A 25,803-nucleotide genomic window follows, 5' to 3' on the forward strand; every position below is an offset into this window, starting at 1 on the left:
CATGAAACCTGATTCCGTTTCTCCGCGGCGGCATCTCGGCCGCCGCTTCCTGATCGAATGGATCGCGATCGGCTGCCTCGGGGTCGCGGTGATCCTCACGTGCGCGCTCGGCCGCCTGTCGTCGAGCGTCGACGGGTTGATCTACGACCGGCTGCTGATGCTGCGCAGCCTGCCGCTTTCACCCGACGTGGTCGTCGTCGATATCGACAACCAGAGCGCGTCCGCGCTCGGCCGCTGGCCGTGGTCGCGTGACGTGCATGCGCGGCTGCTCGACACGCTGGCGCGCGCGCAGCCGGCCGCCGTCGTCTATGACGTGCTGTTTACCGAACCGTCGCCGGAAGATCGCGCGTTCGCGGATGCAATGACCCACGTGCCGACCTTCCTGCCCGTGCTGCTGAGCCCCGAGCAGGCGGACGGCACGCGCGCGGTCGACCCGCCGGTGGCCGCGCTCGCGGCGCGTGCGGTCGGGCTCGGTCACATCAACCTCGAAGTCGACCCCGACGGCATCGTACGCAGCGTGGCGCTGTACGAAAGCGACGGCCGCGTGCGCTGGCCACAGCTGATGGTGCCCGTGTATCGCGCGATCCAGGGCGGCCAGCTGCATCCGGTCGGCGGTACGCCCGGCCCGCATGCGCACGACCTGTCGGACGACGCGACCGGCGAGGGCCGCTACCTGATCCCGTTCAGCCGCAACACGCCGGCCTATCCGACGCTGTCGTTCGACGACGTCCTCGAAGGGCGCGTGAAGCCCGACGCGCTGCGCGGCAAGATCGTCGTCGTGGGCGTGACGGCGTCGGGGCTGTACGATCGTTTCGCCACGCCCGTGTCCGGTGAGTTCGGGCCGCTCGCCGGCGTGTATATCCATGCCAACGTGCTCGACATGCTGGCGACCGGCAGCGCGATCTCGCCGGCGTCGCGCGCCGGGCTGTTCGTCGCGTCGCTGCTGCCGCTCGCCGTGCTGCTGGGCGGCTTCCTGATGCTGTCGCCGTGGCGCGCGCTGCTGCTGACGCTGAGCCTGGCCGCGCTTGCCGTCGTCGCGAGCACGGCGCTGCTGTTCGAGGCGCGCATCTGGCTGTCGCCGGCGCCTGCGATCTTCGGGCTGATCGCCGTCTACCCGATCTGGAACTGGCGGCGCCTGGAAATGACGATGTCGTACCTGCGCCGCGAGCTGCAGCGGCTCGCCGACGAGCCGCACCTGCTGCCCGAGGCGCCGCGCACGCGCAACGTCGGCGGCGATGTGCTGGAGCGGCAGATGGCGCTGATGGCGCAAGCCGCGCAGCGCGTGCAGGACATGAAGCGCTTCGTGTGGGACAGCCTCGACAGCATGCCCGAGCCGATCTTCGTGACCGACCTGGCCGGCACCGTGCTGATCGCGAACCATGCGGCCAAGCGCTACGGGTCGCGACTGTCGCTGCCTCTGCCGGAGGGTCGTCCGCTGCGCACGGCGCTCGGCGAGCTGACGTTCATGAAGACCGTCGACGGCAACGCCGAGCACGACGCGACGATCCGCGAGCACTGGCCGGCCGCGCTCGACCCGACGCTCGAGGCCGAGCACGACGCGATGGCGCGCGGCATCGAGGTGCGCGATCGTGACGGGCTCGACCATCTGCTACGCTACGCGGCGTGTACGAATGCGCAAGGGCGCGTGACGGGCTGGATCGCCGGCCTCGTCGACGTGACCGAGCTGCACGCGGCCGAGCGGCAGCGCGAGGAAGCGCTGCACCTGCTGTCGCACGACATGCGCTCGCCGCAGTCGTCGATCCTCGCGCTGGTCGAGATCGAGCGCGACCGCGTCGAGAGCGACGCGATGCGCGGGCTGCTCGCGCGGATCGAGCGCTATGCGCACCGCGCGCTATCGCTCGCCGACGAGTTCGTGCAGCTGGCGCGCGCGGAGTCGCAGGCGTACCAGCTCGAGGTGACGAGCCTCGTCGACGTGCTGATCGATGCGAGCGACGAGGTGTGGCCGCAGGCGCAGGCGAAGCACATTCGCGTCGACACCGACGTCGGCACCGACATGTGCTGGGTGCGCGCGGACCGCTCGCTGATCACGCGCGCGTTCGTGAACCTGCTGAACAATGCAGTCAAATACAGTCCGTCCGATACCGTGATCACGTGTACGCTGGCGGTCGAGCACGCGTCGAAACGGATGTTCTGTACGATTCGTGATCAGGGATACGGCATTGCGCCGGAAGATCAGCGGCATCTGTTCGAGCGTTTCAAGCGATTCCATGCCGGCGAGCGGCCCGAAATCTCGGGTTCCGGGCTCGGCATGGCATTCGTGAAGACGGTCGTCACGCGCCATGGGGGCAGCGTGTCGGTCGACAGCGAGGTGGGTGTCGGCACCGCGGTGACGGTGTCGCTGCCCGCGATCGACGAGCCGTCCGCCTGACAGGGCCGGGCGCGACGGCAGGCATTTGGGGAAAGCCATGAGAAAGGAATGGGCAGCGACCGCGCTGGCGGCGTCGCTGTTGACGGGTTGCGCCGGCGTGACGAGCGGCGTGAGTGCGCTCGGGCAGCCGAACGCATTCGCATCCGGCGCGCACGGCTACGATTTCGTGCGCACGGCCGCGCAGGCCGATGATGCCGAATACCGGCAGATCGAGACGCTCGTGCGCGACGAACTCGCGCACCGCGGCTTCGATGCGAAGCCGCTCGCGGCCGCGCGCTACCGGCTGTCGATCGCGTATGCGACGCAGCCGGCCGCGGTCGCGGCGAGCGCCGACGGGTGCGGGGCCGCGAGCAGCGCATGCGTGACGGTCGACGGGCCGGCGCCGTTCGCGCTGCCGTTCATGGGCCGCGTGTATCGCCATGTGCTGACGCTGCGCTTCGTCGACGCGAAATCGGGCGCCGACGTCTACCGCGTATCGGCCGCGCTGCGCGATCGCGATCCCGGCACACGGCAGGCCGCGCCGGCGCTCGTGAAGAGCGCGCTCGCGAAGGTGCCGTTCGGCGACGGCGGCGGCTGGCTCGTCAAGACGAAAAAAGACGACGCGGGCGGGATGCCGGGCGTCGTCTCGGTGAAGCCGGCCGAAGCGCGCTGAGCGTCGGCCGGTGAGGTGAGGGCGGGCTCGCCGGAGCGAGCCCTCGTGCCCTTGCCGCGTTCAGGCGGCCGGGTGTGCGCCCGAACGCGCGCGCAGATACGCGTCGAATTCCGCGCCGACTTCCGCGTGGCGCAGCGCGAATTCGACCGTCGCCTTCAGGTAGCCGAGCTTGCTGCCGCAGTCGTAGCGCGTGCCCTGGTACTTGTAGGCCAGCACTTGCTCGTCGGCGAGCAGCGCCTGGATCGCGTCGGTGAGCTGCAGCTCGCCGCCCGCGCCGGGCTTCAGCGCGCGCAGGTGCTCGAAGATCCGCGGCTTCAGGATGTAGCGGCCGACCACGCCGAGGTTCGACGGCGCGACTTCCGGCGCCGGCTTCTCGATGATCGCCGACATCTTGACGATCGACTCTTCCCACTCCTTGCCGTCGACGATCCCGTACGACTTCGTCTCCGACGGCGGGATCTCTTCCACGCCGATCACCGAGCTGTGATAGTGGTCGAACACGTCGACCATCTGCTTCATCACGGGCGGGTTGCCGTCGAGCAGGTCGTCCGCGAGGATCACCGCGAACGGGTTGTCGGCCACGAGCTTTTCCGCGCACAGCACCGCATGGCCGAGGCCGAGCGCTTCCGGCTGGCGCACGTAGAAGCAGTCGACATGGCTCGGCTTGATGCTGCGCACGAGTTCGAGCAGCTTTTCCTTGCCGCGCGCCTCGAGTTCGGCCTCGACTTCGTACGACTTGTCGAAGTGATCCTCGATCGCGCGCTTGCTGCGCCCGGTCACGAAGATCATCTCGGTAATGCCGGCGGCGATCGCTTCCTCGACTGCGTACTGGATCAACGGCTTGTCGACGACCGGCAGCATTTCCTTCGGGCTTGCTTTCGTAGCCGGAAGGAACCGCGTGCCGAGACCGGCAACGGGGAACACTGCCTTGGTAACTTTCAACATGATCGAACCTTTATTCCTGTAATCGACTTGTCAGACGGTCTATGTTCACGTTCGCATTATAGTGAACGCAAACGACCTTACCCTTTGTTACGCAGGCAACCGATCGAGCTGGGCACGCAGTTTCTCGAGCGTGCTCTGGAATTCCGCGACGCGCTTCTGCTCCTGTTCGACCACGGCCGGCGGCGCTTTCGCGACGAAAGCCTCGTTGCCGAGCTTTGCATTGCACTTCGTGATTTCGTTCGTCAGGCGCGTGATTTCCTTCGACAGGCGCTCGCGTTCGGCCGCGACGTCGATCTCGACCTTCAGCACCAGCTTGTTCGGCCCGACGATCGCGATCGGCGCGCCGTGCGCTTCCTTGTCGAGCGTCGCTTCGTCCGCGAGGATCTGCACTTCCGACAGGCGCGCGAGGGCCTGAACGTACGGCGCGAACGAGCGCAGGCGCTCGGCATCGCCGGCTGCGAGCAGCGGCACCTTGGTGGCCGGCGACAGGTTCATCTCGCCGCGCAGGTTGCGGCACGCGTCGACGATCGCCTTCAGGTCGGCCGCCCACTGTTCGGACACCTCGTCGATCTTCTGCAGGTTCGCGATCGGGTACGCCTGCGTCATCAGCGACGCTTCGCCCTCGGCCTTGCCTTGCGGATAACGGCCGGCCAGCGGCGCGACTTTCTGCCAGAGCGCTTCGGTGATGAACGGGATGATCGGGTGCGCGAGGCGCAGCACCGTCTCGAGCACGCGCAGCAGCGTGCGGCGCGTCGCGCGCTGCTGTTCCGGCGTGCCGTTCTGGATCTGCACCTTCGCGAGTTCGAGATACCAGTCGCAGTACTCGTCCCACACGAACTTGTAGATGCTGCTGGCGATGTTGTCGAAGCGGTAATCGGCGAAGCCCTTCGCGATGTCGGCCTCCGTGCGCTGCAGCAGCGACACGATCCAGCGGTCGGCCGCCGAGAAGTCGAGGTAGCCGCCCGGGCCGCAATCGCCCGCGCCGCAGACTTCCGGCTTGTCGCTGCCGCAGTCGTGGCCTTCGCAGTTCATCAGCACGAAGCGCGTGGCGTTCCACAGCTTGTTGCAGAAGTTGCGATAGCCTTCGCAGCGTGCGAGGTCGAAGTTCACGTTGCGGCCGAGCGTTGCCATCGACGCCATCGTGAAGCGCAGCGCGTCGGTGCCGAACGCGGCGATGCCGTCCGGGAATTCCTTGCGCGTCTTCTTCTCGATCGTCGCGGCCTGCTTCGGGTTCATCAGGCCCGTCGTGCGCTTCGCGACCAGCGTGTCGAGGTCGATGCCGTCGACGATGTCGATCGGGTCGAGCGTGTTGCCCTTGCTCTTCGACATCTTCTGGCCTTCCGCGTCGCGCACGAGGCCGTGCACGTAGACGGTGTGGAACGGCACCTTGCCCGTGAAGTGCGTGGTCATCATCACCATCCGGGCGACCCAGAAGAAGATGATGTCGAAGCCCGTGACGAGCACCGACGACGGCAGGAAGTGCTTCAGTTCAGGCGTTTCGTTCGGCCAGCCGAGCGACGAGAACGGCACGAGCGCCGACGAGAACCACGTGTCGAGCACGTCTTCGTCGCGCTTCAGCGCACCCGTGTAGCCCTTCGCGGCAGCCTGCGCGCGCGCTTCTTCCTCGTTGCGGGCGACGAATACCTCGCCGTTCTCGCCATACCACGCGGGAATCTGGTGGCCCCACCACAGCTGGCGCGAGATGCACCAGTCCTGGATGTTCTCGAGCCACTGGTAGTAGGTGGTCGTCCAGTTTTCCGGCACGAACTTGATCTGGCCGCTGCGCACGACGTCGAGCGACGTTTCCGTGATCGACTTGCCCGGATTGAACGTGCCTTCCGGCGCCGGCTTCGTCATCGCGACGAACCACTGGTCGGTCAGCATCGGCTCGATCACGACGCCGGTGCGGTCGCCGCGCGGCACCATCAGCTTGTGCGGCTTCACCGAGTCGAGGAAACCTTCCGCGTCGAGGTCGGCGACGATCGCCTTGCGCGCGTCGAAGCGGTCGAGGCCGCGATACTGCTCGGGGCCGTTGTCGTTGATCTTCGCGTCGAGCGTCAGGATCTCGATCGGCGCGAGCTTGTGGCGCTGGCCGACCTGGTAGTCGTTGAAGTCGTGCGCGGGCGTGACCTTCACGACGCCCGTGCCGAACTCGCGGTCGACGTAGTCGTCGGCGATCACCGGAATCTCGCGGCCCGTCAGCGGCAGCGTGACGAGCTTGCCGATCAGGTGCGCGTAGCGCTCGTCTTCCGGATGGACCATCAGCGCGACGTCGCCGAGCATCGTTTCCGGACGTGTCGTGGCCACGGTCAGCGAACCCGAGCCGTCGACGAGCGGATAGCGGATGTGCCACAGGTGGCCGTTTTCCTCTTCGCTCACGACTTCGAGGTCCGACACGGCGGTCAGCAGCACCGGATCCCAGTTGACGAGGCGCTTGCCGCGGTAGATCAGGCCCTGTTCAAAGAGCGTGACGAACACGTCGCGCACGGCGGCCGACATCTTGTCGTCCATCGTGAAGTATTCGCGGGACCAGTCGGGCGATGCGCCGAGGCGGCGCACCTGGCCGGTGATCGTCGAACCCGATTTTTCCTTCCATTCCCACACGCGCTCGACGAACTTCTCGCGGCCGAGGTCGTGGCGCGACACACCCTGCGCGTCGAGCTGGCGCTCGACGACGATCTGGGTCGCGATCCCCGCGTGGTCGGTGCCGGGCACCCACAGCGTGTTCTCGCCGAGCATCCGGTGGTAGCGGGTGAGGCCGTCCATGATCGTCTGGTTGAACGCGTGGCCCATGTGCAGCGTGCCCGTCACGTTCGGCGGCGGCAACTGGATCGAGAAATCGGGACGGGCCGGGTCGAAGGCCGGGGCCGCGTAGCCGCGCTTTTCCCACTCCGGCCCCCATTGGGACTCGATGGTGTGGGGCTCGAAGCTCTTCGCAAGCGTGTTGTCGCTCATGTTGGAAATCTGCCGAAAAATGCGTGAATTGGATGCCGAATCTGACAATTATAAATGGATGCACATCGACCAGCCATCGCCGTGCCGGCGCGGGCCCGTCGCGACGCCGCCGCGGCGCGCCTGTGACGTGCCGTCGAACGGATCGGGAACGGCATCGCGCGGCCGACTTATAATGTCGGGTCCGCATTTTTCTCGCCCGTTCGCTGCCGCTCCATGCCCGACCTGCTCGCCAATCTGAACCCCGAACAACTCGCCGCCGTCACGTTGCCGAACGAACCGGCGCTGATCCTTGCAGGGGCGGGCAGCGGCAAGACCCGCGTGCTGATCACCCGCATCGCATGGCTGATCCAGCAGGGCTACGCATCCCCGCCCACCGTGCTCGCCGTGACCTTCACGAACAAGGCCGCGCGCGAGATGATGGCGCGCCTGTCGGCGATGATGCCGATCGACACGCGCGGGATGTGGATCGGCACGTTCCACGGCCTGTGCAACCGGATGCTGCGCACGCACTGGCGCGACGCCGGCCTGCCGCAGACCTTCCAGATCCTCGATACGGCCGACCAGCTGTCCGCGATCAAGCGGCTGATGAAGGCGGCGAACGTCGATGATGAGAAGTACCCGCCGAAGAACGTCCAGTACTTCATCAACAACGCGAAGGAACAGGGGCTGCGTCCCGACAAGGTCGACGCGTCCGACAACTTCAACCGCAAGTTCGTCGAGCTGTACCAGGCGTACGACCAGCAGTGCCAGCGCGAAGGCGTCGTCGATTTCCCGGAGCTGCTGCTGCGCTGCTACGAGCTGCTCGCGTACAACGCGCCGCTGCGCGCGCACTACCAGGCGCGCTTCCGGCACATCCTCGTCGACGAGTTCCAGGACACCAACAAGCTGCAGTACGCGTGGCTCAAGATGCTTGCCGGCGGCGAGAACGCGATCTTCGCGGTCGGCGACGACGACCAGTCGATCTACGCGTTCCGCGGCGCGAACGTCGGCAACATGCGCGACTTCGAAGACGAATTCCGCGTGCGCAACCTGATCAAGCTCGAGCAGAACTACCGTTCGCACGGCAACATCCTCGACGCGGCGAACCAGCTGATCTCGAACAACGCGCACCGCCTCGGCAAGAACCTGCGCACCGACGCGGGCCACGGCGAGCCCGTGCGCGTGTACGAGGCGAGCACCGACTCGCAGGAAGCCGGCTGGATCGTCGAGGAGATCCGCTCGCTGATCAACACCGGGATGGCGCGCAGCGAAGTGGCCGTCCTGTACCGCAGCAACGCGCAGTCGCGTTCGATCGAGCACACGCTGATGTCTTCGGGCATCCCGTATCGTGTGTACGGCGGCCTGCGATTCTTCGAGCGCCAGGAAGTGAAGCATGCGCTCGCGTACCTGCGCCTGATCGACAACCCGAACGACGACACCGCGTTCGTGCGCGTCGTGAACTTCCCGACCCGCGGCATCGGTGCGCGCTCGATCGAGCAGCTGGCCGACGCCGCGCGCCTGTACGGCTGCTCGATGGCTGCCGCGATCCCGTACGTGACGGGCAAGGCCGGCACGAGCCTCGGCGGGTTCGCGAACCTGGTCGCGAAGATGCGCGCCGACACGCAGCACATGAATCTGCCCGACACCGTCGAGCACATCGTGCGCGCCAGCGGCCTCGCCGATTTCTACCAGGGCGAGCGCGAAGGCCAGGACCGTCTCGAGAACTTGCAGGAACTCGTGAACGCGGCCACCGCGTTCATCGCCGAGGAAGGCTACGGGCTCGACACGCCGGCGCGTTCGATCCCGCTGCGCGCGGGCGCGATCGCGGCGCCCGAACTCGGCACCGCGACGGACGATCCGGCGGTCGACGTGCTCGACCCGGTATCGCCCGCCGATCCGGCGCAGAACCCCGACACGATGACGCCGCTCGCCGGCTTCCTGTCGCATGCGTCGCTGGAGGCCGGCGACAACCAGGCGCAGGCCGGGCAGGACGCCGTGCAGCTGATGACGGTGCACGCGGCGAAGGGGCTCGAATTCTCGGCCGTGTTCATCACGGGCCTCGAGGAAGGGCTGTTCCCGCACGAGAACAGCGTGCTCGAATCGGACGGCCTCGAGGAAGAGCGCCGGCTGATGTACGTCGCGATCACGCGTGCGAAGGAGCGGCTCTACCTGTCGTTCGCGCAGAGCCGGATGCTGCATGGCCAGACGCGCTACAACGTCCGTTCGCGCTTCTTCGACGAACTGCCCGAGCACGTGTTGAAGTGGCTCACGCCGAAGGTCGAGGCCGGTTCGCGCTGGGGCGGCCGGTCGGACAATGCCGGCTACGGTCGCGACTGGTTCGCGCGGCCGGGCGGCGGCAGTCGCGAGCAGATCGTCGATCCGGCCGTATCCGCCCCGCTGCCCGCGTTCGCGAACAAGCAGCGCGCGGCCGATGCCGGCTTCCGGGTCGGCCAGCAGGTGTTCCACACCAAGTTCGGCGAAGGCACGGTCACCGCGCTCGAAGGCAACGGCACCGATGCGAAGGCGCAGGTGAAATTCAAGCGGCACGGCGAGAAGTGGCTCGCGCTTGCGGTCGCGAAACTGCAGGCGGTGGAATGATGGGCATCGACATGGATGTGACGCTTGCAGCCCGCCCGCTCGGCATTCTGGCCGCGCTGCCCGAGGAACTCGGCGACCTGATCGCCGCGATGCGCGCCGACGGCGCGATGAAGACGGTCGCGCTCGGCCGCCGCGATTATCACGTCGGCACCGTGCACGGCGCGGCCTGCGTCGTGACGCTCGCACGGGTCGGCAAGGTTGCGGCCGCCGCGACGGTCAGCGCGCTGATTCACGTGTTCGGCGTGGCGGGCGTCGTGTTCACCGGCGTGGCGGGCGGCGTGTCGCGCACGGTGCGGGTTGGCGATGTCGTCGTGGCCGATACGCTGCTGCAGCACGATCTCGATGCGTCGCCGCTCTTTCCGCGCTACGAGGTGCCGCTGCTCGGCATCACGCGTTTCGCGACCGACGCGGCGCTGACCGCGAGCCTGCGGGCGGCGTGCACGCAGTTCGTCGAGGAAGAGGGCGCGCAGTTTGCCGCGCGTTTCGGCCTGGTCGGTGCGACGCTGCATGCGGGGCTCATCATCAGCGGCGACCGCTTCGTGTCGAGCGAGCGCGAGGTCGTCGCGTTGCGCGATGCGCTGCCGGATGCGCTTGCGGTCGAGATGGAAGGCGCCGCGATCGCGCAGGTGTGCGCGGAGCACGACGTGCCGTTCGCGCTCGTGCGCACGATCTCCGATACGGCCGACGATCATGCGACGCAGTCGTTCTCGCACTTCCTGTCGGCGATCGCGAGCAGCTATTCGTCCGGCATCCTCAAGCGTTTCCTGGCGCTGCATGCGACGACGGCGGCCTGAAGCCGCCGTCGTTTTCTTCATTTCCTTCATTCGAGCCGTTCGACCGGCCGCGGCGCGCACGCCGCGGCCGGGTCGTCACGCCTGCTTGCGCCGGCTGCTTTCGAGGTTCGGCAGGAACACCGTCAGCACGCCGATCAGCGGCAGGAACGAGCACACCTTGTAGACGAACGGGATGCTCGTCGCGTCGGCGAGCTGGCCGAGCACGGCCGCGCCGACGCCGCCCAGGCCGAACGCGAAGCCGAAGAACAGGCCCGCGACCATCCCGACCTTGCCGGGCATCAGCTCCGTCGCATAGACGAGGATCGCGGCGAACGCCGACGCCAGCACGACGCCGATGATCACGGTCAGCACGCTGGTCCAGAACAGGTTCGCGTACGGCAGCAGCATCGTGAACGGCGCGACGCCGAGGATCGACACCCAGATCACGTACTTGCGGCCGATCCGGTCGCCCACGGGCCCGCCGATCAGCGTGCCGGCCGCCACCGCCGCGAGGAACACGAACAGGTGGATCTGCGCGGCCTGCACCGACAGGTGGAACTTGTCGATCAGGTAGAACGTGAAATAGCTGTTGATGCTCGCGAGGTAGAAGTACTTCGAGAACACGAGCAGCACCAGCACGCCGATCGCGCCCATCACGCGGCCGCGCGACAGCGTCGGGTGGCCGGCCGCCGCGGCCTTCTTCTTCATCGACGGATGCTTCTTGTACCAGTGGCCGATCTGCGTGAGCACGATCATCGCGACGAGCGCGGCCGCCGAGAACCACGCGATGCTGTGCTGGCCGTGCGGAATGATCACGAGTGCGGCCAGCAGCGGCCCGAGCGCGGAACCCGCATTGCCGCCGACCTGGAACACCGACTGCGCGAGCCCGTGCTGGCCGCCCGACGCCATCCGCGCGACGCGTGACGATTCGGGGTGGAACACCGACGAACCGCAGCCGACGAGCGCCGCGGCCACCAGCAGCATTTCGAAATTCGGCGCGACCGACATCAGCAGCAACCCCGCGAGCGTGAAGCCCATGCCGACCGGCAGCGAATACGGTTTCGGACGCTTGTCGGTATAGAGGCCGATGAGCGGCTGCAGCAGCGACGCGGTGATCTGGTAAGTGAGCGTGATCAGGCCGATCTGCGCGAACGACAGCGCGAACTGGCTCTTGAGCATCGGATAGATCGCGAGGATCAACGACTGGATCATGTCGTTGAGCATGTGCGAGAAGCTGATCGCACCGAGCACCGGGTACACGGTGCGGGCGACGGGCGGGGCGGATGGCTTGGCGGCGGCTGCGCCGGCGGAGCCGGTGTCGAGGCTGGTTTCCATGTGAGAGCTGAACGAGTTGAGGTGGCGGGCGCGCTCTGCTGGGGATCGGCGCGTCTTGAATCGTTGCTGCGTCAAAGAAGTGTAATGTGGCGTATCGAGAATGTCAGGACAACTTTTATCGCGAATCGGACATTCATCTGATGGATCGCCGGGTGCGTGTTTTTTTGACCGGGTATAACGCTGGCGGTGCGCCTGCCCGCCGTGGGAGGGCGTTCCCGGGGCCGGTGCGTGGTTTCCCGGACTCAAGAAACGGCGGTGGCGGCCGTAGAACGACCCAATGACAAGACAACAGGCGCGCCGCGCCCGGCACCGGCTATCCGCCAGTGCGGGCGCAGGACGCGCGGCAAGGCCAGCCATCGCGGGAATGCCGGGACCGATCTTTCCGGCCGCGTGATCAATACGGGGATAGTTCGATGAAAGCAGCATCTTTGCATCCACGGCCCGGTGCGGCCGCCGCCGCACCCGACGTTGCCGCCGGCCGCGCCGCGCGGCCCGCGGGCGGCACGTCGCGAGCGTCGGCCGTGGACCGTCAAGGCGACGTTGCGCGCCGCATTCGCGATCCTGCTTGTCGGCACGCTCGCGATCGGCGTGTTCTCGCTCTGGCAGATCAGCCGGCTGAACGCGTCGATCGCGTCGGTCTACGAGCAGGGCCACGTCGCGAGCCGCGCGGCCGAGGAGGTCCGGGCCGAAGTGCTGCGCGCGAGCCGTGCCCAGAAGATGCTGCTGACTGCGACCACCGCGAAGGAGCGCGACGAACTGGGCGCCGACGTGGGCGCGGGGCTCGCGTCGATCGGCCAGGCGCTCGGCACGCTGCAGCGCTACGCGGATCCGGCCGATGCCGACGATTCGGCGCGGCTGCGCGCTTTCTCGGCGGCGGTCGGTACGTGGAGCGCGCATCTGCGCGATTTCGTCGAACTCGTGCGTGCGCAGCCGCTCGACCTGTCGCAGATGAACTGGCAGGTCGGCACGCAGGACGTGTCGCTGCTGGTCGAAACCGGCAAGCTCGAGAAACTCGTCGCCGAACTCGTGAAGACGCGCGGTGCGAAGTCGAAGGCGACGCTCGATGCGTCCGCCACCATTTTCTCGTCGTCGTTCGCGATGATCGCGGCGATGACGGTTGCGCTGATCGTGCTCGCGATCGTGATCGCCGAGCGCGTCGTGCGCCGTCTCGCGTCGCAGCTCGGCGGCGAGCCCGCGCACGCGAAGGCGATCGCCGCGGACATCGCGCGCGGCGACCTGACGCGACCGATCACGCTGGGCCGGCACGACCGCGACAGCATGGTGCGTGCACTGGCCGAGATGCAGACGGGGCTCGCGGCGACCGTCGGCGAGATCGCCGTCAGCGCCGAGGCGATCGCGGCGGCGTCGGGCGAGATCTCCACCGGCAATCTCGACCTGTCGAAGCGCACCGAGCAGCAGGCCGTCGCGCTCGAGCGCACCGCGGCCAGCATGGAGCAACTCACGTCGACCGTCCGCCAGAACGCCGAGAACGCGCGGCAGGCGAGTGCGCTCGCGGCCAATGCGTCGGCCGTCGCGGAGACGGGCGGGGAGGTCGTCGGGCGCGTGGTGGCGACGATGAGCGAGATCGACGACAGCGCGAAGAACATCCGCGACATCATCGGCACGATCGAGGGCATCGCGTTCCAGACCAACATTCTTGCGTTGAATGCGGCGGTCGAGGCCGCGCGCGCCGGCGAACAGGGGCGTGGCTTCTCGGTGGTCGCGGGCGAGGTGCGGCTGCTCGCGCAGCGCTCGGCGACCGCGGCGAAGGAGATTCGCGAGTTGATCGGTGCGTCGGTCGAGCGCGTCGCGAACGGTGCGACGCTCGCGCACGACGCGGGCCGCACCATGGGCGACGTCGTGCGGGCAGTGAAGCGCGTGACCGACATCATCGGCGAGATTTCCGCGGCATCCGACGAGCAGAGCGCCGGCATCGACGAAATCGGCCGTGCGGTCACGCAGATGGATGCCGGCACGCAGCAGAATGCGGCGCTCGTCGAACAGGCGGCCGCGGCCGCGAATGCGCTCGACGAGCAGGCTCAGGCGCTGAAGTCGCTGGTCGGGCGTTTCCGCATCGCCGCGTAGCCGCGCCCGGCCATCCGGCGCTTACGACTTCTTCTGCTTGTCCGGATCGATGATGACCGTGCAGGTCGTGCCCGCCGACAGCACCACGTCGGCCGGCACGTCGTCGATCTTGATGCGCACCGGCACGCGCTGCGCGAGGCGCACCCAGTTGAAGGTCGGGTTCACGTCCGCGACGAGGTCGCGGCTTTGCGGGTTGTCGCGATCGTAGATGCCGCGCGAAATGCTTTCGACGTGGCCCTTCATCACGCCGCCGCTCATCAGCCGCATCTCGGCCGGCGCGCCGATCTTCACGCGCGGCAGCTTGGTTTCCTCGAAGTAGCCGTAGACCCAGAACGAATGGCTGTCGACGATCGCGAGCTTCGCCTGGCCGGCCACCGCATAGTTGCCCTTGAACGTCTGCAGGTTCGTGATGTAGCCGTCGACCGGCGCGACGACGCGCGTGCGCTCGAGGTTGAGCTTCGCGGCATCGAGCGCGGCGACTGCCTGCTGGTACTGCGCATCGGCGCTCGACGCACTGTGCGCGGCGTTCTCGCGGTTTTCCTTCGACACGACGAGCGCATCGAGATCCGCGCGGCGGGCCGCGTCGTCGCGGCGCATCTGCAGTTCCGCGCGGCGGGCGGCGACGGCCGCCTGCGCCTGCTCGACCGCGATCTGGTAGTGCGACGGGTCGATCTGCATGATCAGGTCGCCTTTCTTGACGAGCTGGTTGTCATGCACGGGCAGCTCGACGATCGCGCCCGATACGTCCGGCGCGACGTTGACGATCTCGGCGCGCACGCGCCCGTCGCGCGTCCACGGATCGTCCATGTAGTGCACCCACAGCGAGCGCCCGATCAGAATCGCGACGAGAAGGATGACGGCGGTCGCGACGAAGCCGAAGAGTTTTCTGAGAATCATGATGGTTCGGAATCAACGATAAACGGCGAGACTCAGTCCGCCGCAAATGCAGACGAGAAGGCAGGCCCGGAACAGCGACGGGTGCCAGACGAGACGGTAGAGGCCCGTGTAGGCGAGCAGGCGGTCGACGGCCCAGGTCGCGAGCGCGCCGAGGGCGAACATCAGCACCACCGTGGGCATGTAGGCATCGAGAATGGCGATTTCACGCGGCATCATGACGAGGCTCCTGGTTGGGGACGCACGGGGCGGTTGCGGTTGAGCGCGGCGAGCGGCGATTCGGGATCGAGCAGCGCCGTGCGCACGAAATGCAGGTGGCTCAGGATGCGCTGCAGCCGGTGGCGCTCGTCGCGCGTCGGCGTGAACGCGTCGAGTGTCTGCCGGGTCGCGTCGATCGCATCGTTGACCGCGGCGAGCGTGGCGTCGAAGCGTTCGGCGTCCGGCCGCGTGAACAGCGACGACAGCGCGGCGCGCATCGTCTCGATCGCGCGTCGCCACGACGTCGTCGGCGCATAGCGCGGCTCGGAGGGCAGCGTCGCCAGCTCGTGGCGCAGGTCGATGGCCGCGTTGCCGGTTTCGAGCACCGCGAACATCCAGCGCAGCGCGTCGCGCTGCACGTCGGGCTGGTCGGCCGACAGCGTATGCGCCTGGTACATCAGGTCGCGCGCGCCGCTCTCGAAGCGCGTGCGCAATCCGGCGAGCCGTGCATGGCAGGCCGCAACCGCCTGGTGGCGCAGGTCGGCGAACAGGCGTTTCTTGAGCCACGGCGCGGTCGGCGGGAACAGCACCGCGAACGCGATCGCCGATACCAGCATCGACAGCAGCAGCGCGAGCGCGTCGTTCATGAAGCTCATCGGATCGTAGTGCGTGATGCTGTCCGGGCCCGCGAGGAAGCAGAAGAAGATCAGGTAGCCCATCCCGTAGCCCGCGAGCTTCGGCTTCAGCGTCATGTAGATGCCGATCGCGAGCAACGGCGCGAGCGCTGCGCACAGCAGCCAGAAGCCGTCGATCCGCGGGTAGATGCCGAACGTCAGCAGGAAGCCGGTACAAACGGCCAGCGCCGTGCCCATCCCCATCTGCGCCGCCATCGCGGTCGGGCGTGGTGCCGACGACGCGAGCGCGCAGGTCGCCGCGGCGTTCAGCACCAGCATCACGCCGCTCGGCCACGCGGTCTCGATCCAGAACCAGCCCAGCGCGAGAATCACCGTCGCGGTGCGGATCCCCGCGATCATGGCGGCCGTCCGGTTGGTGCGCGGCTCGTAGCGCTCGATCCAGCGTTCGCGCTCGTGCGTCGCGGTCGCGAGCGACGCATAGGTCGCCGCATATTCCTGCAGGTCGGTGATGAAGCGATACAGCAGCTCGGCGGCCGTGTCGAAGTCGAGCAGCGGGAAGCCGGGCTGCGTTTCGAGTTCCGCGCGCGTCGCGCGAATGCGGCGCGGCAGCGCATCGCGCCACGCGAGCAGTTGCTCGGCCGAGTGCGCGGCGTCGATCGACGTGCGCACGGGTTCGCCGTGGCGCGTGAGCAGCGGCGCGATTTCGCGGAAATACGGCTCGATCGCATCGATCGCAGCCTGCGCACCGGCCGCGTGCAGCCGGTTCATCAACTGGTGCAGTGCGTGAAAGCGGCTCGACGCGCTCATGAATTCGCTGTTCAGCCGCGCGAGCCGGCCGCTGCGCATGCGCGTGTCCGGATTCTCGAACACGGCCATGCTGCGCGCGGCCTCGAAGCCGACCACGTCGGCGACGAAGCGCGTGTGGATGGTCTCGATGTGCGCGCGGTCGAGCTGACCCGACAGTGCCGACGCGACGTAATCCACGAAGCTGCCGAAGCGCTTGCGCACCGTCGTGCGCATCTGCTCGCCGGTATATTGCGGAAACACGAGCGCGCTGACGACACCGGCCGACACGATCCCGATGATGACTTCCGAGACGCGCGTCATCGCGCTCATGAACGCCCCGTCCGGGTGCTGCGACGCGGGCAGGCCGATCAGCGCGGTCGTATAGCCGGCGAGCAGGAAGCCGTAGCTGCGGAAGTTGCGATTGCGCGCGGCGCCGGCGGTGCACAGCGCGATCCAGATGGCGATCGCCAGCAGGAACAACTGCGGCTGCTGCGGGAACAGCCCGACGAACGTGAGCGTCGCGATGAGCCCGAAGATCGTGCCGGCGACCCGGTAGAAGCTCTTCGCGAGCACGGCGCCGCTTTGCGGCTGCATCACGATGAAGACGGTGGTCATCGCCGTTTTCGGTGCCGGCAGGTCGAGCCGCATCGACACGCCGAGCGCGATGAAGGCCGCGAGCAGCGCCTTGAACAGGTAGAGCCACGCGGCGCCGTCGGTGCGGGCCCAGTCGCCGAACGCGGTGGTCCAGGCCGCGAACGGGCCGCCGACGGGTGTGGAAGCGGGGGAGGAGGCTGACATGGCGTCGCTCCGCGTTACCGTGCGGCCGGCACGCCGGACGCACCGGCGGCGGCCACTTGCGCGGGCCGGGCGACGGCTGCCGCGGGCTTCGCGCCCGACGCGGCGGCAGGCGCGGCTGCGCCGGCGGCGGATTCGTCATGTGGCACGTCCGTACCCGTCTCGACGCCACCGCCGAGCGCGGCCATCAACTGCGCGTGCGCGGCGAGGCGTTCCGCGTCGATGCGGGCGGCCGTCTCCTGCGCGCGCAGCAACTGCTGCTGCGCGACCAGCACGTTCACGTAATCGGTCAGCCCGCGGCGGAAGCCTTCGCGCGACAACTGGTAGCTGCGGTCGTTGGCAGCCACCGAGCGTGCGGCGTCCTTTTTCTGCGTATCGAGCGAACGGATCCGCACGACCTGGTCGGCGATGTCCTTGAGCGCGCCGACGATCGTCTGGTTGTAGCGCTCGACTGCCTGGTCGTAGCCGGCGTTCGCCGCGCCGAGCTGCGCGCGCAGCCGGCCGCCTTCGAAGATCGGCAGCGACAGCGCGGGGCCGGCCGTCCAGCCGCCGTTCATCGCGCGCAGGAAGTCGGTGAACGGCGCGGTCACGCCGAAGCCGCCGACCGTCGCGAGCAGGTCGATGTTCGGGTAGAACGACGCCTTCGCGACATCGATGCCGCGCGCCTGCGCGTCGACCGTCCAGCGTGCCGCGACGACGTCGGGGCGGCGGCCGAGCAGGTCGGCCGGCATCGCCGACGGCAGGCCGGCCGGTGCGTCGAGCGACAGCTGCGGCCGCTTGATCGCATCGCCCGCGCCGGGGCCCTTGCCGGCCAGCGCGGCGAGCTGATGCCGCGCGAGCTGGATCGCTTCCTCATAGCTGTCGATCTGGCGCTCATAATCGGGCAGCGTCGATTCCGCCTGGCTCACTTCGAGCTGCGTGCCGAGACCGGCCTGCAGCCGCTTGCGCGCGAGATCGGCGAGCGAGCGCTGGCGTTCGAACGTTTCGTGCGCGAGGTCGAGCAGCGCGTAGTTCATCGACATGCCGACGTACGCACGCACGACGTTGACTTCGAGCTCGAGCTTGGCCGCACGCGCGTCGGCGGCGGTCGCATGCGCGGTGTCGAGCGCGCGCTCGGTCGCGTTCTTGTCCTTGCCCCACAGGTCGAGGTGGTACGACAGGCCGAGCGTGCCGGTGTTGTTCCAGGTATCGGCGTTCGCGAGCGGGCCGGGGCCGTAATACACGTTGTCCGGCCAGTGCTCGCGCATCAGCGACAGGTTGCCGTTGATCTGCGGCAGCTCGGCCGAGCGGGCCACGCGCGCCATTGCCTGCGCTTCGCGCACGCGGGCCTCGGCGGCCGCGAGCGTCGGGTTGCCGGCCTGGGCGTCGGCGATCCAGGCGTCGAGCTGCGGATCGCGGTAGGCGCGCCACCAGTCGGCCGTCGGCCAGCCCGCGTCACGGTCGGCTCCACGGATCGCGGCGCCGGCGTCGAGCGCGTTCGCCTCGATGCGAGCCGACTGCGGCTTGTTGTCGCCCATGCTCGCGCATCCGGCCATTATTAATGAGACTGCAAGAACCGCCAGTGCGAGCGTCCCTTTTGTCGCCGGAGACTGCACGATTTTCTCCCTTTCGGATATAGATGAGTCGGATGCGATTATATTTTTCAGTGATTCCTGAATAAATGGACAAGGGTGCAAGTCATTTTTACGAATCCTGAGACAATACTTGTTCGCCTCTGTGCAACAATCCGTCCGGATTCAAACGGGTAATGGGATGGATACGTTACAAAACATGCGGGTATTCGTCCGTGTGGTCGACGCGGGAAGCTTTACCGCGGCCGCCCAGCAGATGAATTCGACCACCGCCTATGCGTCGCGCGCGGTCTCGGATCTCGAGGCCCACCTGCGCACGCGACTCCTGAACCGCACGACGCGCCGGATCGCGCTGACCGAGGCCGGCGAGCGTTATCTGCAGCGCTGCGAGCAGATCCTCGCGTACGTCGACCAGGCCGAAGCCGAGGCGGGCGACGCGCATGCGCGCCCGTCGGGCAAGCTGAAGGTTCATTGCTTCACGAGCCTCGGCCAGCACTACCTGGTGCCGGCCATCGCGCGCTATCGCGAGCGCTATCCGGACGTGCATGTCGAGCTGACCCTCGCACAGCGGATGCCGGACCTGCTCGACGAGGGGTATGACGTCGCGATCGTCGTCGGCCGCGATCTGCCCGATTCGGGGCTCGTGTCGCAGCGGCTCGGCGTGAGCTACAGCGTCGTGTGCGCATCGCCCGGGTATGTCGAGTCGCACGGCGTGCCGCAGCGGCCGGCCGACCTCGCGCAGCACGTGTGCCTCGGGATGATCGCGCCGGGCTTTCACTTCGACGAATGGGCGCTGTCGGGGCCGAACGGCGACGAGGTCGTGCCGGTCACGGCGCCGCCGTTTCGCGTGAACGTCGCCGAGGCGCTCGCGGTGGCCGTGCGGGAAGGGATGGGGATCGGCGGTCTGCCGCTCTATTCGGCGATCGGCTGGCTGCGCAGCGGGCACATCGTGCGTGTGATGCCCGAATACCGGTCGCACGTGATGAACATCTATGCGCTGTATCCGTCGCGCCAGTACCTCGACGCGAAAATTCGCACCTGGGTCGATTTCCTGCGCGACGAACTGCCGGCCACGCTTGCCGCCGACGAAGCCGCGCTCGAGCAGTACACGCGTGCGACATGACAGCGCGGCTGACCGCAATCTGACGAGATTTGTCCTTCACGCAACATTTTTTTACGAACGCGTGTCAGACAGTTTGATACTGTGGGAATTAACGAGATACGCAACCCCGGAGTAGCAATGGATACGCACCTGATGATCGGCCTTGGAGTCCTGCTGGGCGCGGCCGCGGCCGCCGCGGCGACCCGCGACCTGCTGCGCGCGATGAAGGCGAAGGCGCAGATGAAGCCGGTGCCGGTGCGGGTGCGCGAGCAACGCCGTCCCGGCCGCTGATCCGGCTGGTCACGCTCCGGGTCGAACAGGGGCCGCGCAACGCGGCCCCGCGGGCCGGCGTTCAGCCGAGTTCGACGACCTTGTCCCACGCGAACGCGGCATTTTCCAGTTCGCCGGTGCGCCGGTGGATGTAGCCGCGCGGGTTGCACACCACGCGTGTGCCGCCGTCCGCCACATAGTCGAATGACGTATGCGTGTGGCCGTGGAGCCACAGATGGACCGGCGGCTGCACGAGTTCCGCCATGTCCGTCACGAATCCCGCCGACGCAAGATCTTCCGCGTAGCGCGCCGCCAGCGAGCGCCGGTGCGGCGCATGGTGGGTCACGACGATCGTCTGGCCCGCGAACGGTGTGGCGAGCTGCGCTTCGAGCCACGCGCGGCTGCGTCGATGCAGCGCGATCGCGTCCGCCGGCGAGAAATCCCGCTCCGGCGTGCCCGGCGCCGCGTGCAGTGCCGCGTCATGCGGCCAGGTCACCTGGATCAATCCCTTGAAATCGAGCATCACGCGCAGCCCGGCCTCGATCGAGCCGGCCAGGCTGGCTTCGTCATTGCCGAACAGCGAAAAATCGGCCCAGAGCGTCGTGCCGAGCACGCGGAAGCGCTGCCCGGGATCGACATAGACGTCGTTATTCAGGTAATGCACGTTGTTGAGCGCCTGCGCGGCATCGCGCATCGCCGTCTCCAGCGCGCCGAATTCCCCGTCGTAGTACTCGTGGTTGCCCGGCACGTAGATCACCGGCACCGCCGGGTCGAACGTTTCGGCGGCCCAGCGCAGGCCTTCCGCGTGATTGTGGATGTCGCCGGCGAGTACGACGAGGTCCGCGTCGGCATGCGGGATCGCGTCGGGCAGGTTGCTTTCGAGATGCAGGTCGGACAGGACGCGGACTTTCACGGGCGGGGCTCCGGGGTGGACGGCTTCAGCGCAGGACCTTGCCGGGATTCATCAGGCCGCGCGGGTCGAGCGCGGTCTTCAGCGTGCGCATGAGCGCCGTTTCGACCGGCGACTTGTAACGCTGCGCGTCGTCGATCTTCAACTGGCCGATGCCGTGCTCCGCGCTGATCGTGCCGTGGTGGCGGTGCACGTTGTCGTAGACGATCCGGTTGATCGGCGCCTGGAACGCGGCCAGGAACGCTTTCGGGTCGCCGCCTTCGGGCATCTGCACGTTGTAGTGGAGATTGCCGTCGCCGAGGTGGCCGAACGTGACCATCCGAGCGCCCGGCGCGGCTTGCTGGATCGCCGCGTCGGTCTCGTCGATAAAGCGCGCGATCGACGAAATCGGCACCGCGATGTCGTGCTTGATGTTGAGCCCTTCATCGGCTTGCGCGAGCGGGATATGCTCGCGCAGATCCCAGAACGCGCGCGACTGCGCGAGATTCTCCGCGACCACCGCGTCGACCACGAGCCCGGCCTCGAATGCTTCTTCCATCAGTTTCTCGAACAGCGCGCGCGCATGCGCTTCGCTTTCATTGTCGGACAGCTCCAGCAACACCATCTGCGCATGCGTCTGCGCGAACGGGTAGCGCAGTTGCGGGTAGTGCTTGCCGACGAGCTGCATGCAGAAGTCCGACATCAGCTCGAAGCCGGTCAGCAGCGGCCCGGCCGCGCGTTGCGCGAGCGCGAGGAAATCGAGCGCCGCGTGCGGCGATTCGAGCGCGGCGAGTGCGGTGACCTGCGCGGCCGGCAGCGGATGAAGCTTCATCACGGCCGCCGTGATGATGCCGAGCGTGCCCTCCGCACCGATGAACAGGTCGCGCAGGTCGTAGCCCGTGTTGTCCTTGCGCAGTCCGCGCAGCCCGTCCCAGATCTCGCCTTGCGGCGTCACGACCTCGAGCCCGAGACACAGCTCGCGCGCGTTGCCGTAGCGCAGCACCGCGGTGCCGCCGGCGTTGGTCGACAGGTTGCCGCCGATCGTGCAGCTGCCTTCCGCCGCGAGGCTCAGCGCGAACAGCCGGCCGCCTTCGCGGGCGCGCGCCTGCACGTCGGCGAGGATCACGCCGGCTTCGACGGTGATCGTGTTGTTGTGCGCATCGAGCGCACGCACGCGGTTCAGGCGCGCGACGCTCAGCACGGCCTGGCTGCCGCTCGCGTCGGGCGTGGCGCCGCCGGCCGGCCCGTGTTGCCGCCTTGCGGCACGAGCGCGATGCCGTGTGCGTTGGCCAGCCTGACGAGCGCGGCGACTTCGGCCGTGTTCGCGGGCTTCAGCACCGCGCATGCGGCGCCCTTGTAGCGGCGGCGCCAGTCGGTCAGGAACGGCGCGGTATCGTGCGGGTCGGTCAGCACGTGGTCGGCGCCGATCGCGTCGCGGCACGCGGAAACGAAAGCTTCGGAGGACATCATTACCTTGTCGCTTAAGGGTCAGGACGCGGCGCGCGACTTTTTCGCCGCGCGCTTGAACGGCGCGACGTACGCCAGCGCCGCCACGAAGAAGGCGACGGCGAGCGCGGTCTCGCACCAGCCGAGCGTCGCGGACAGCCCGCGATCGGACATGCCGCGCACGACGCCTTCGGCGAAATAGACGAGTATCAGCATGCTCGCCCACTGCATCGTATAGATGTTACGCCGCCAGACGCCCGGCAGCGCGAGCGCGAGCGGGATGGCCTTGAGCATCAGCGCGGAGCCGCCCGGACGCAGCGGCGCGAGCCACAGCTCCCACGCGAGCGACAGCGCGATCAGCGCGACGAGGCACGCGGTGGCGACCAGCGCGTAGCGCGGCCGGGCCGCGACGGCGGGGCGGGCGGGGGCGTTCATGCGGCCTCGGCCGCCGGGCGCTGGAGAGGGCGGCGGCCGCGCGCGCGAGTCGCACGCCGAGCGCGGCCGCGAGCGCCTTTTCGTCCGCCGACAGCCCGGCGGCTGCCGAGCGATCGTGCTGCGCGACGTGCGATGCGCCGTACGGCGTGCCGCCGGTGCGCGTCGTGCTGAGTGCGGATTCCGTGTACGGGATCCCGACGATCATCATCCCGTGATGAAGCAGCGGCAGCATCATCGACAGCAACGTCGATTCCTGGCCGCCGTGCAGGCTGCCCGTCGACGTGAACACGCAGGCCGGCTTGCCGGTCAGCGCGCCCGACAGCCATTGCGGTGTGGTGCCGTCGAGGAAATACTTGAGCGAGGCGGCCATGTTGCCGAAGCGGGTCGGCGAGCCGAGCGCGAGGCCCGCGCATTCCTCGAGATCGCGCAGTTCCGCGTACGGCGGGCCGTCGGCGGGGATGTCGGGGGCGGTGGCTTCGCAGACGGCCGATACGGGCGGCACGGTGCGAATGCGGGCCTGCATGCCCGGCACGCTGTCGATGCCGTTCGCGATTGCGAGCGCGAGATCGCGCGTGGCGCCGTGACGGCTGTAATAGAGGACGAGGATGTCTTTCATGGGCGACGGAGCCGCGTGCGGCCGCGCGCGTGCCCGGTGCAGTCGGCCCCAGCTGGAATCGAGCGGCTATTATAGGGGCTGAAGCCGTCGCGCAGCGCGGCGGCGGCGCGCCGTCGGGCGCGCGGCATCAAGAAGGAGAAGCCGTTTGCCGAAGTTGAGCGTCGATCTCGACACCATCAAGCGCCTCGCGCAGTTCGCGGCCCGGCGCAGCGCCGAGGATCGCATCCCGCAAGTGGCGGGCAGCCTGACGTTCACGACGATGCTGGCGCTCGTGCCGCTCGTGACGGTCGCGTTCGCGCTGTTCACCGCGTTCCCGATGTTCGCGTCGTTCCAGATCTCGCTGCAGGGGTTCCTCGCGGATCACCTGATGCCCGCGCAGTTCAACGTCCAGATCTTCAAGTACCTGAACCAGTTCGCGTCGAAGGCGAAGGGGCTGACGACGGCCGGCCTGATCGTGCTCGTCGTCACGTCGGTGATGACGATGATGACGATCGAATCGGCCTTCAACCTGATCTGGCGGGTGCGCAAGCCGCGGCCGTTCGCGCAGCGCGTGCTCGCGTACTGGGCGCTGATTACGCTCGGCCCGCTGCTGTTCGGCGTGAGCCTGTCGATCTCGTCGTACCTGTTCACGCAGTCGCTGGCATTTACCGGCGCCGCACCGTCCACGTCGATCGTCGAGTGGCTGCTCGCGCTCGTATCGCTGCCGTTGACGGTGCTTGCGTTCACGCTGCTGTACGTGTACCTGCCGAACTGCACGGTTGCGTGGCGCGACGCGGTGATCGGCGGGCTGTTCGCAGCCGTCGCGTTCGAGCTCGCGAAGCGCGGCTTCGGCTACTACGTCCGTCGCATTCCGACCTATACGGCCGTCTATGGTGCGTTCGCGGCGCTGCCGGTGTTCCTGTTATGGGTGTACCTGAGCTGGTTCATCGCGCTGCTCGGCGCGATGGTGGCTTCCGCGCTGCCGGCGATTCGCGTCGGCCAGTTCCACCGCATCCACTATCCGGGCAGCGACCTGCTCGACGCGCTGGAAATGCTCGCGCGGCTGGCCGAAGCGCGCACGGCCGGCAAGCGCGGCTACACGGGGATGCGGCTCGCGACCATGCTGCGCTGCGACATGGAAACCGCGCAGCGCCTGCTGACGACGATGGAGGAGCGGGAATGGATTGCGCGGCTGGACGGTGGCGGAGAGACCACGCCGCGCTACATTCTGCTCGCGAACCCGGAGCAACTGACGCTTGCGCAGTTGTTCGACGTACTGGTGATCGACCGCACGGAACTCACCTACCAGCTGCAGCGGCGCCGCAGCCATGTCGACAGCGCTGCGCTGCTTGCGGCGCTGTCGAGCGACCGCTTCGACGTGTCGCTCGCGACGCTGATCGCCGCGCACCGGCTGGGCGGCGCACAGCCGGCGGGCGTCCCGGGGCAGGCGCCAGGCGGCGTGTCCGATCCGCATGCACGTCCGCCGCGGCCCGCGTGAGCGGGGCGCTCGGCCGCGTTATAAGGGGATCTTGCCCGTACAGATATCCTTGAACATCACCCAGTCGCCCATCAGGCTGTAGATCGGGTGCCGGAACGTGGCCGGGCGGTTCTTCTCGAAGAAGAAGTGTCCGACCCACGCGAACCCGTAGCCGCAGACGATCGCTGCCGGCAGCCACAGCCAGTCGCCGGTGGCGATCGCCATCGCGACGCAGCCGATCACGCCGAGCGAGCCGATGAAGTGCAGCCGCCGGGACGTCCGGTTCTGGTGTTCATTCAGGTAATACGGGTAGAAATCGGCGAAGCTGGCGAATTGCTCCGAATGCGTATGCGCCATGGACGTCTCCTCTGGCCGCTGTTCATGGGGTCATTGTGCTGCCGGCAGTTCGCTTCCGCAAGCGGGGGGCGGCCCGCTGCGCGGGCCCGAGCTTTCCTTTTGACAGGCTTTCCGATAGGATCGAAAGAGGTTTTGCATTCAAGCATGAGGGGACTACGATGCGCGTCAGCGATATTCTGAAAGTGAAGGGCAACACGCTGTTTACGGTGACGCCCGATAAGCCGCTGCGCGAAGCGGTCGATACGATGGCCGAACACGACATCGGTTCGCTCGTCGTGATGGAGTACGGCGATCTCGTCGGGATGCTGACGTTCCGTGAGATCATCCTGCGTCTGCACGTGAACGGCGGCGCGATCGGCGACGTGCAGGTGCGCAAGGTGATGGACGAGCCGCTCACGTGCACGCCGGAAACGGACGTCAACGAAGTGCGCCGGATGATGCTCGAGCGCCATGCGCGCTACATGCCGGTGCTCGACAAGAAGGTGCTGATGGGCGTCATTTCGTTCTACGACGTCGCGAAGACGGTCGTCGAGGCGCAGAGCTTCGAGAACCGGATGCTGAAGGCATACATCCGCGACTGGCCGGAATCGGAAACCGAAGCGCACAAGTCGTGAATCCCGCCGCGCCCGTCGCCGTCACGCG

The 25,803-nt window shown here is 67.8% G+C and carries 18 protein-coding genes and 3 pseudogenes; 9 read left to right on the plus strand and 12 right to left on the minus strand.

The window, feature by feature from the left end; all coding sequences use genetic code 11:
* The first annotated feature begins 1 nt into the window (after window position 1).
* Both LXE91_RS12175 and LXE91_RS12180 read left to right on the plus strand, forming a co-directional pair.
* Window positions 2-2,389 carry a CHASE2 domain-containing protein gene (locus LXE91_RS12175; protein ID WP_046543659.1) on the plus strand — a complete coding sequence of 796 codons (2,388 nt, stop codon included), beginning with the start codon at window positions 2-4 and terminating at the stop codon, window positions 2,387-2,389.
* A gap of 37 nt (window positions 2,390-2,426) precedes the next feature.
* Window positions 2,427-3,041, plus strand: coding sequence for a DUF4136 domain-containing protein (locus LXE91_RS12180; protein ID WP_039347356.1), 615 nt, complete (start codon window positions 2,427-2,429; stop codon window positions 3,039-3,041).
* 60 nt (window positions 3,042-3,101) lie between these two features.
* On the opposite strand, the gene galU is transcribed toward LXE91_RS12180, so the two are convergent.
* Together galU and LXE91_RS12190 are read right to left on the minus strand one after the other, a co-directional pair.
* The gene (gene galU, locus LXE91_RS12185) at window positions 3,102-3,986 is read right to left on the minus strand and encodes a UTP--glucose-1-phosphate uridylyltransferase GalU (protein WP_039347352.1); all 885 of its coding nucleotides are present in this window, start codon (window positions 3,984-3,986) and stop codon (window positions 3,102-3,104) included.
* A gap of 87 nt (window positions 3,987-4,073) precedes the next feature.
* Entirely contained in the window at window positions 4,074-6,941 is a 2,868-nt protein-coding gene (locus tag LXE91_RS12190) for a valine--tRNA ligase (RefSeq protein WP_039347350.1), read from the minus strand.
* A gap of 213 nt (window positions 6,942-7,154) precedes the next feature.
* Here LXE91_RS12190 and LXE91_RS12195 point away from each other — a divergent pair, with 213 nt between their 5' ends.
* Entirely contained in the window at window positions 7,155-9,518 is a 2,364-nt protein-coding gene (locus LXE91_RS12195) for a UvrD-helicase domain-containing protein (protein ID WP_039347348.1), read from the plus strand.
* A complete protein-coding gene (locus LXE91_RS12200; RefSeq protein ID WP_039347345.1) occupies window positions 9,515-10,312 on the plus strand; it encodes a 5'-methylthioadenosine/adenosylhomocysteine nucleosidase in 798 nt (265 codons plus the stop codon). The genes LXE91_RS12195 and LXE91_RS12200 overlap by 4 nt, the downstream gene beginning before the upstream one ends.
* 75 nt (window positions 10,313-10,387) lie before the next feature.
* Here LXE91_RS12200 and LXE91_RS12205 read toward each other — a convergent pair whose 3' ends face one another.
* A complete protein-coding gene (locus LXE91_RS12205; RefSeq protein ID WP_039347342.1) occupies window positions 10,388-11,626 on the minus strand; it encodes an MFS transporter in 1,239 nt (412 codons plus the stop codon).
* Between the two features lie 413 nt (window positions 11,627-12,039).
* Here LXE91_RS12205 and LXE91_RS12210 point away from each other — a divergent pair.
* A pseudogene (locus LXE91_RS12210) lies at window positions 12,040-13,711 on the plus strand (methyl-accepting chemotaxis protein).
* Between the two features lie 21 nt (window positions 13,712-13,732).
* Here LXE91_RS12210 and LXE91_RS12215 read toward each other — a convergent pair.
* From LXE91_RS12215 to LXE91_RS12230, 4 genes are read right to left on the minus strand one after another with little or no spacing between them, the layout of a single operon-like run.
* Complete coding sequence (locus LXE91_RS12215; RefSeq protein WP_039347337.1) at window positions 13,733-14,608, minus strand: efflux RND transporter periplasmic adaptor subunit; 876 nt, start codon at window positions 14,606-14,608, stop codon at window positions 13,733-13,735.
* A 12-nt stretch (window positions 14,609-14,620) separates the two neighbouring features.
* On the minus strand, window positions 14,621-14,824 hold the full coding sequence (locus LXE91_RS12220) for a DUF1656 domain-containing protein (protein ID WP_039347334.1): 204 nt from the start codon (window positions 14,822-14,824) through the stop codon (window positions 14,621-14,623).
* Window positions 14,821-17,022 (minus strand): FUSC family protein, encoded by a 2,202-nt coding sequence (locus tag LXE91_RS12225; RefSeq protein ID WP_039347331.1) that lies wholly within the window; start codon window positions 17,020-17,022, stop codon window positions 14,821-14,823. Before LXE91_RS12225 ends, LXE91_RS12220 begins: the two co-directional genes overlap by 4 nt.
* Before the next feature lie 14 nt (window positions 17,023-17,036).
* The gene (locus LXE91_RS12230) at window positions 17,037-18,614 is read right to left on the minus strand and encodes an efflux transporter outer membrane subunit (protein WP_082139516.1); all 1,578 of its coding nucleotides are present in this window, start codon (window positions 18,612-18,614) and stop codon (window positions 17,037-17,039) included.
* A gap of 157 nt (window positions 18,615-18,771) precedes the next feature.
* Between LXE91_RS12230 and LXE91_RS12235 the strand changes: the two genes are divergently transcribed.
* A complete protein-coding gene (locus LXE91_RS12235; protein ID WP_039347327.1) occupies window positions 18,772-19,713 on the plus strand; it encodes a LysR family transcriptional regulator in 942 nt (313 codons plus the stop codon).
* A 117-nt stretch (window positions 19,714-19,830) separates the two neighbouring features.
* Window positions 19,831-19,983: a hypothetical protein gene (locus LXE91_RS12240; RefSeq protein ID WP_163008969.1), complete on the plus strand. Its 153-nt coding sequence runs from the start codon at window positions 19,831-19,833 to the stop codon at window positions 19,981-19,983.
* 61 nt (window positions 19,984-20,044) lie between these two features.
* On the opposite strand, the gene LXE91_RS12245 is transcribed toward LXE91_RS12240, so the two are convergent.
* From LXE91_RS12245 to wrbA, 4 genes and pseudogenes are all read right to left on the minus strand, one after another.
* Window positions 20,045-20,875, minus strand: coding sequence for a metallophosphoesterase (locus LXE91_RS12245; RefSeq protein WP_039347326.1), 831 nt, complete (start codon window positions 20,873-20,875; stop codon window positions 20,045-20,047).
* Window positions 20,876-20,900: 25 nt separating this feature from the next.
* Window positions 20,901-22,321: pseudogene (locus LXE91_RS12250) on the minus strand (FAD-binding oxidoreductase).
* A gap of 18 nt (window positions 22,322-22,339) precedes the next feature.
* The gene (locus LXE91_RS12255; RefSeq protein WP_039347320.1) at window positions 22,340-22,732 is read right to left on the minus strand and encodes a DUF2069 domain-containing protein; all 393 of its coding nucleotides are present in this window, start codon (window positions 22,730-22,732) and stop codon (window positions 22,340-22,342) included.
* Window positions 22,733-22,754: 22 nt separating this feature from the next.
* A pseudogene (gene wrbA / locus LXE91_RS12260) lies at window positions 22,755-23,348 on the minus strand (NAD(P)H:quinone oxidoreductase); the annotation flags it as partial.
* A 145-nt stretch (window positions 23,349-23,493) separates the two neighbouring features.
* Between wrbA and LXE91_RS12265 the strand changes: the two are divergent.
* The gene (locus LXE91_RS12265) at window positions 23,494-24,825 is read left to right on the plus strand and encodes a YihY family inner membrane protein (protein WP_039347315.1); all 1,332 of its coding nucleotides are present in this window, start codon (window positions 23,494-23,496) and stop codon (window positions 24,823-24,825) included.
* Window positions 24,826-24,843: 18 nt separating this feature from the next.
* Here LXE91_RS12265 and LXE91_RS12270 read toward each other — a convergent pair whose 3' ends face one another.
* Window positions 24,844-25,161, minus strand: a complete 318-nt coding sequence (locus tag LXE91_RS12270) for an Mpo1-like protein (protein WP_039347312.1) — start codon at window positions 25,159-25,161, stop codon at window positions 24,844-24,846.
* Between the two features lie 158 nt (window positions 25,162-25,319).
* On the opposite strand from LXE91_RS12270, the gene LXE91_RS12275 reads away from it, so the two are divergent.
* Complete coding sequence (locus LXE91_RS12275) at window positions 25,320-25,775, plus strand: CBS domain-containing protein (RefSeq protein ID WP_039347309.1); 456 nt, start codon at window positions 25,320-25,322, stop codon at window positions 25,773-25,775.
* Window positions 25,776-25,803: the final 28 nt, after the last annotated feature.

The organism is Burkholderia contaminans (assembly GCF_029633825.1).
GTDB lineage: Bacteria > Pseudomonadota > Gammaproteobacteria > Burkholderiales > Burkholderiaceae > Burkholderia > Burkholderia contaminans.

Bases quoted from the DNA above. Each gene is read 5' to 3' on its own strand.
- LXE91_RS12175 (WP_046543659.1), top strand. From the start codon at position 2: ATGAAACCTGATTCCGTTTCTCCGCGGCGGCATCTCGGCCGCCGCTTC.
- LXE91_RS12180 (WP_039347356.1), top strand. From the start codon at position 2,427: ATGAGAAAGGAATGGGCAGCGACCGCGCTGGCGGCGTCGCTGTTGACG.
- galU (WP_039347352.1), bottom strand. From the start codon at position 3,986: ATGTTGAAAGTTACCAAGGCAGTGTTCCCCGTTGCCGGTCTCGGCACG.
- LXE91_RS12190 (WP_039347350.1), bottom strand. From the start codon at position 6,941: ATGAGCGACAACACGCTTGCGAAGAGCTTCGAGCCCCACACCATCGAG.
- LXE91_RS12195 (WP_039347348.1), top strand. From the start codon at position 7,155: ATGCCCGACCTGCTCGCCAATCTGAACCCCGAACAACTCGCCGCCGTC.
- LXE91_RS12200 (WP_039347345.1), top strand. From the start codon at position 9,515: ATGATGGGCATCGACATGGATGTGACGCTTGCAGCCCGCCCGCTCGGC.
- LXE91_RS12205 (WP_039347342.1), bottom strand. From the start codon at position 11,626: ATGGAAACCAGCCTCGACACCGGCTCCGCCGGCGCAGCCGCCGCCAAG.
- LXE91_RS12215 (WP_039347337.1), bottom strand. From the start codon at position 14,608: ATGATTCTCAGAAAACTCTTCGGCTTCGTCGCGACCGCCGTCATCCTT.
- LXE91_RS12220 (WP_039347334.1), bottom strand. From the start codon at position 14,824: ATGATGCCGCGTGAAATCGCCATTCTCGATGCCTACATGCCCACGGTG.
- LXE91_RS12225 (WP_039347331.1), bottom strand. From the start codon at position 17,022: ATGTCAGCCTCCTCCCCCGCTTCCACACCCGTCGGCGGCCCGTTCGCG.
- LXE91_RS12235 (WP_039347327.1), top strand. From the start codon at position 18,772: ATGGATACGTTACAAAACATGCGGGTATTCGTCCGTGTGGTCGACGCG.
- LXE91_RS12240 (WP_163008969.1), top strand. From the start codon at position 19,831: ATGGATACGCACCTGATGATCGGCCTTGGAGTCCTGCTGGGCGCGGCC.
- LXE91_RS12255 (WP_039347320.1), bottom strand. From the start codon at position 22,732: ATGAACGCCCCCGCCCGCCCCGCCGTCGCGGCCCGGCCGCGCTACGCG.
- LXE91_RS12270 (WP_039347312.1), bottom strand. From the start codon at position 25,161: ATGGCGCATACGCATTCGGAGCAATTCGCCAGCTTCGCCGATTTCTAC.
- LXE91_RS12275 (WP_039347309.1), top strand. From the start codon at position 25,320: ATGCGCGTCAGCGATATTCTGAAAGTGAAGGGCAACACGCTGTTTACG.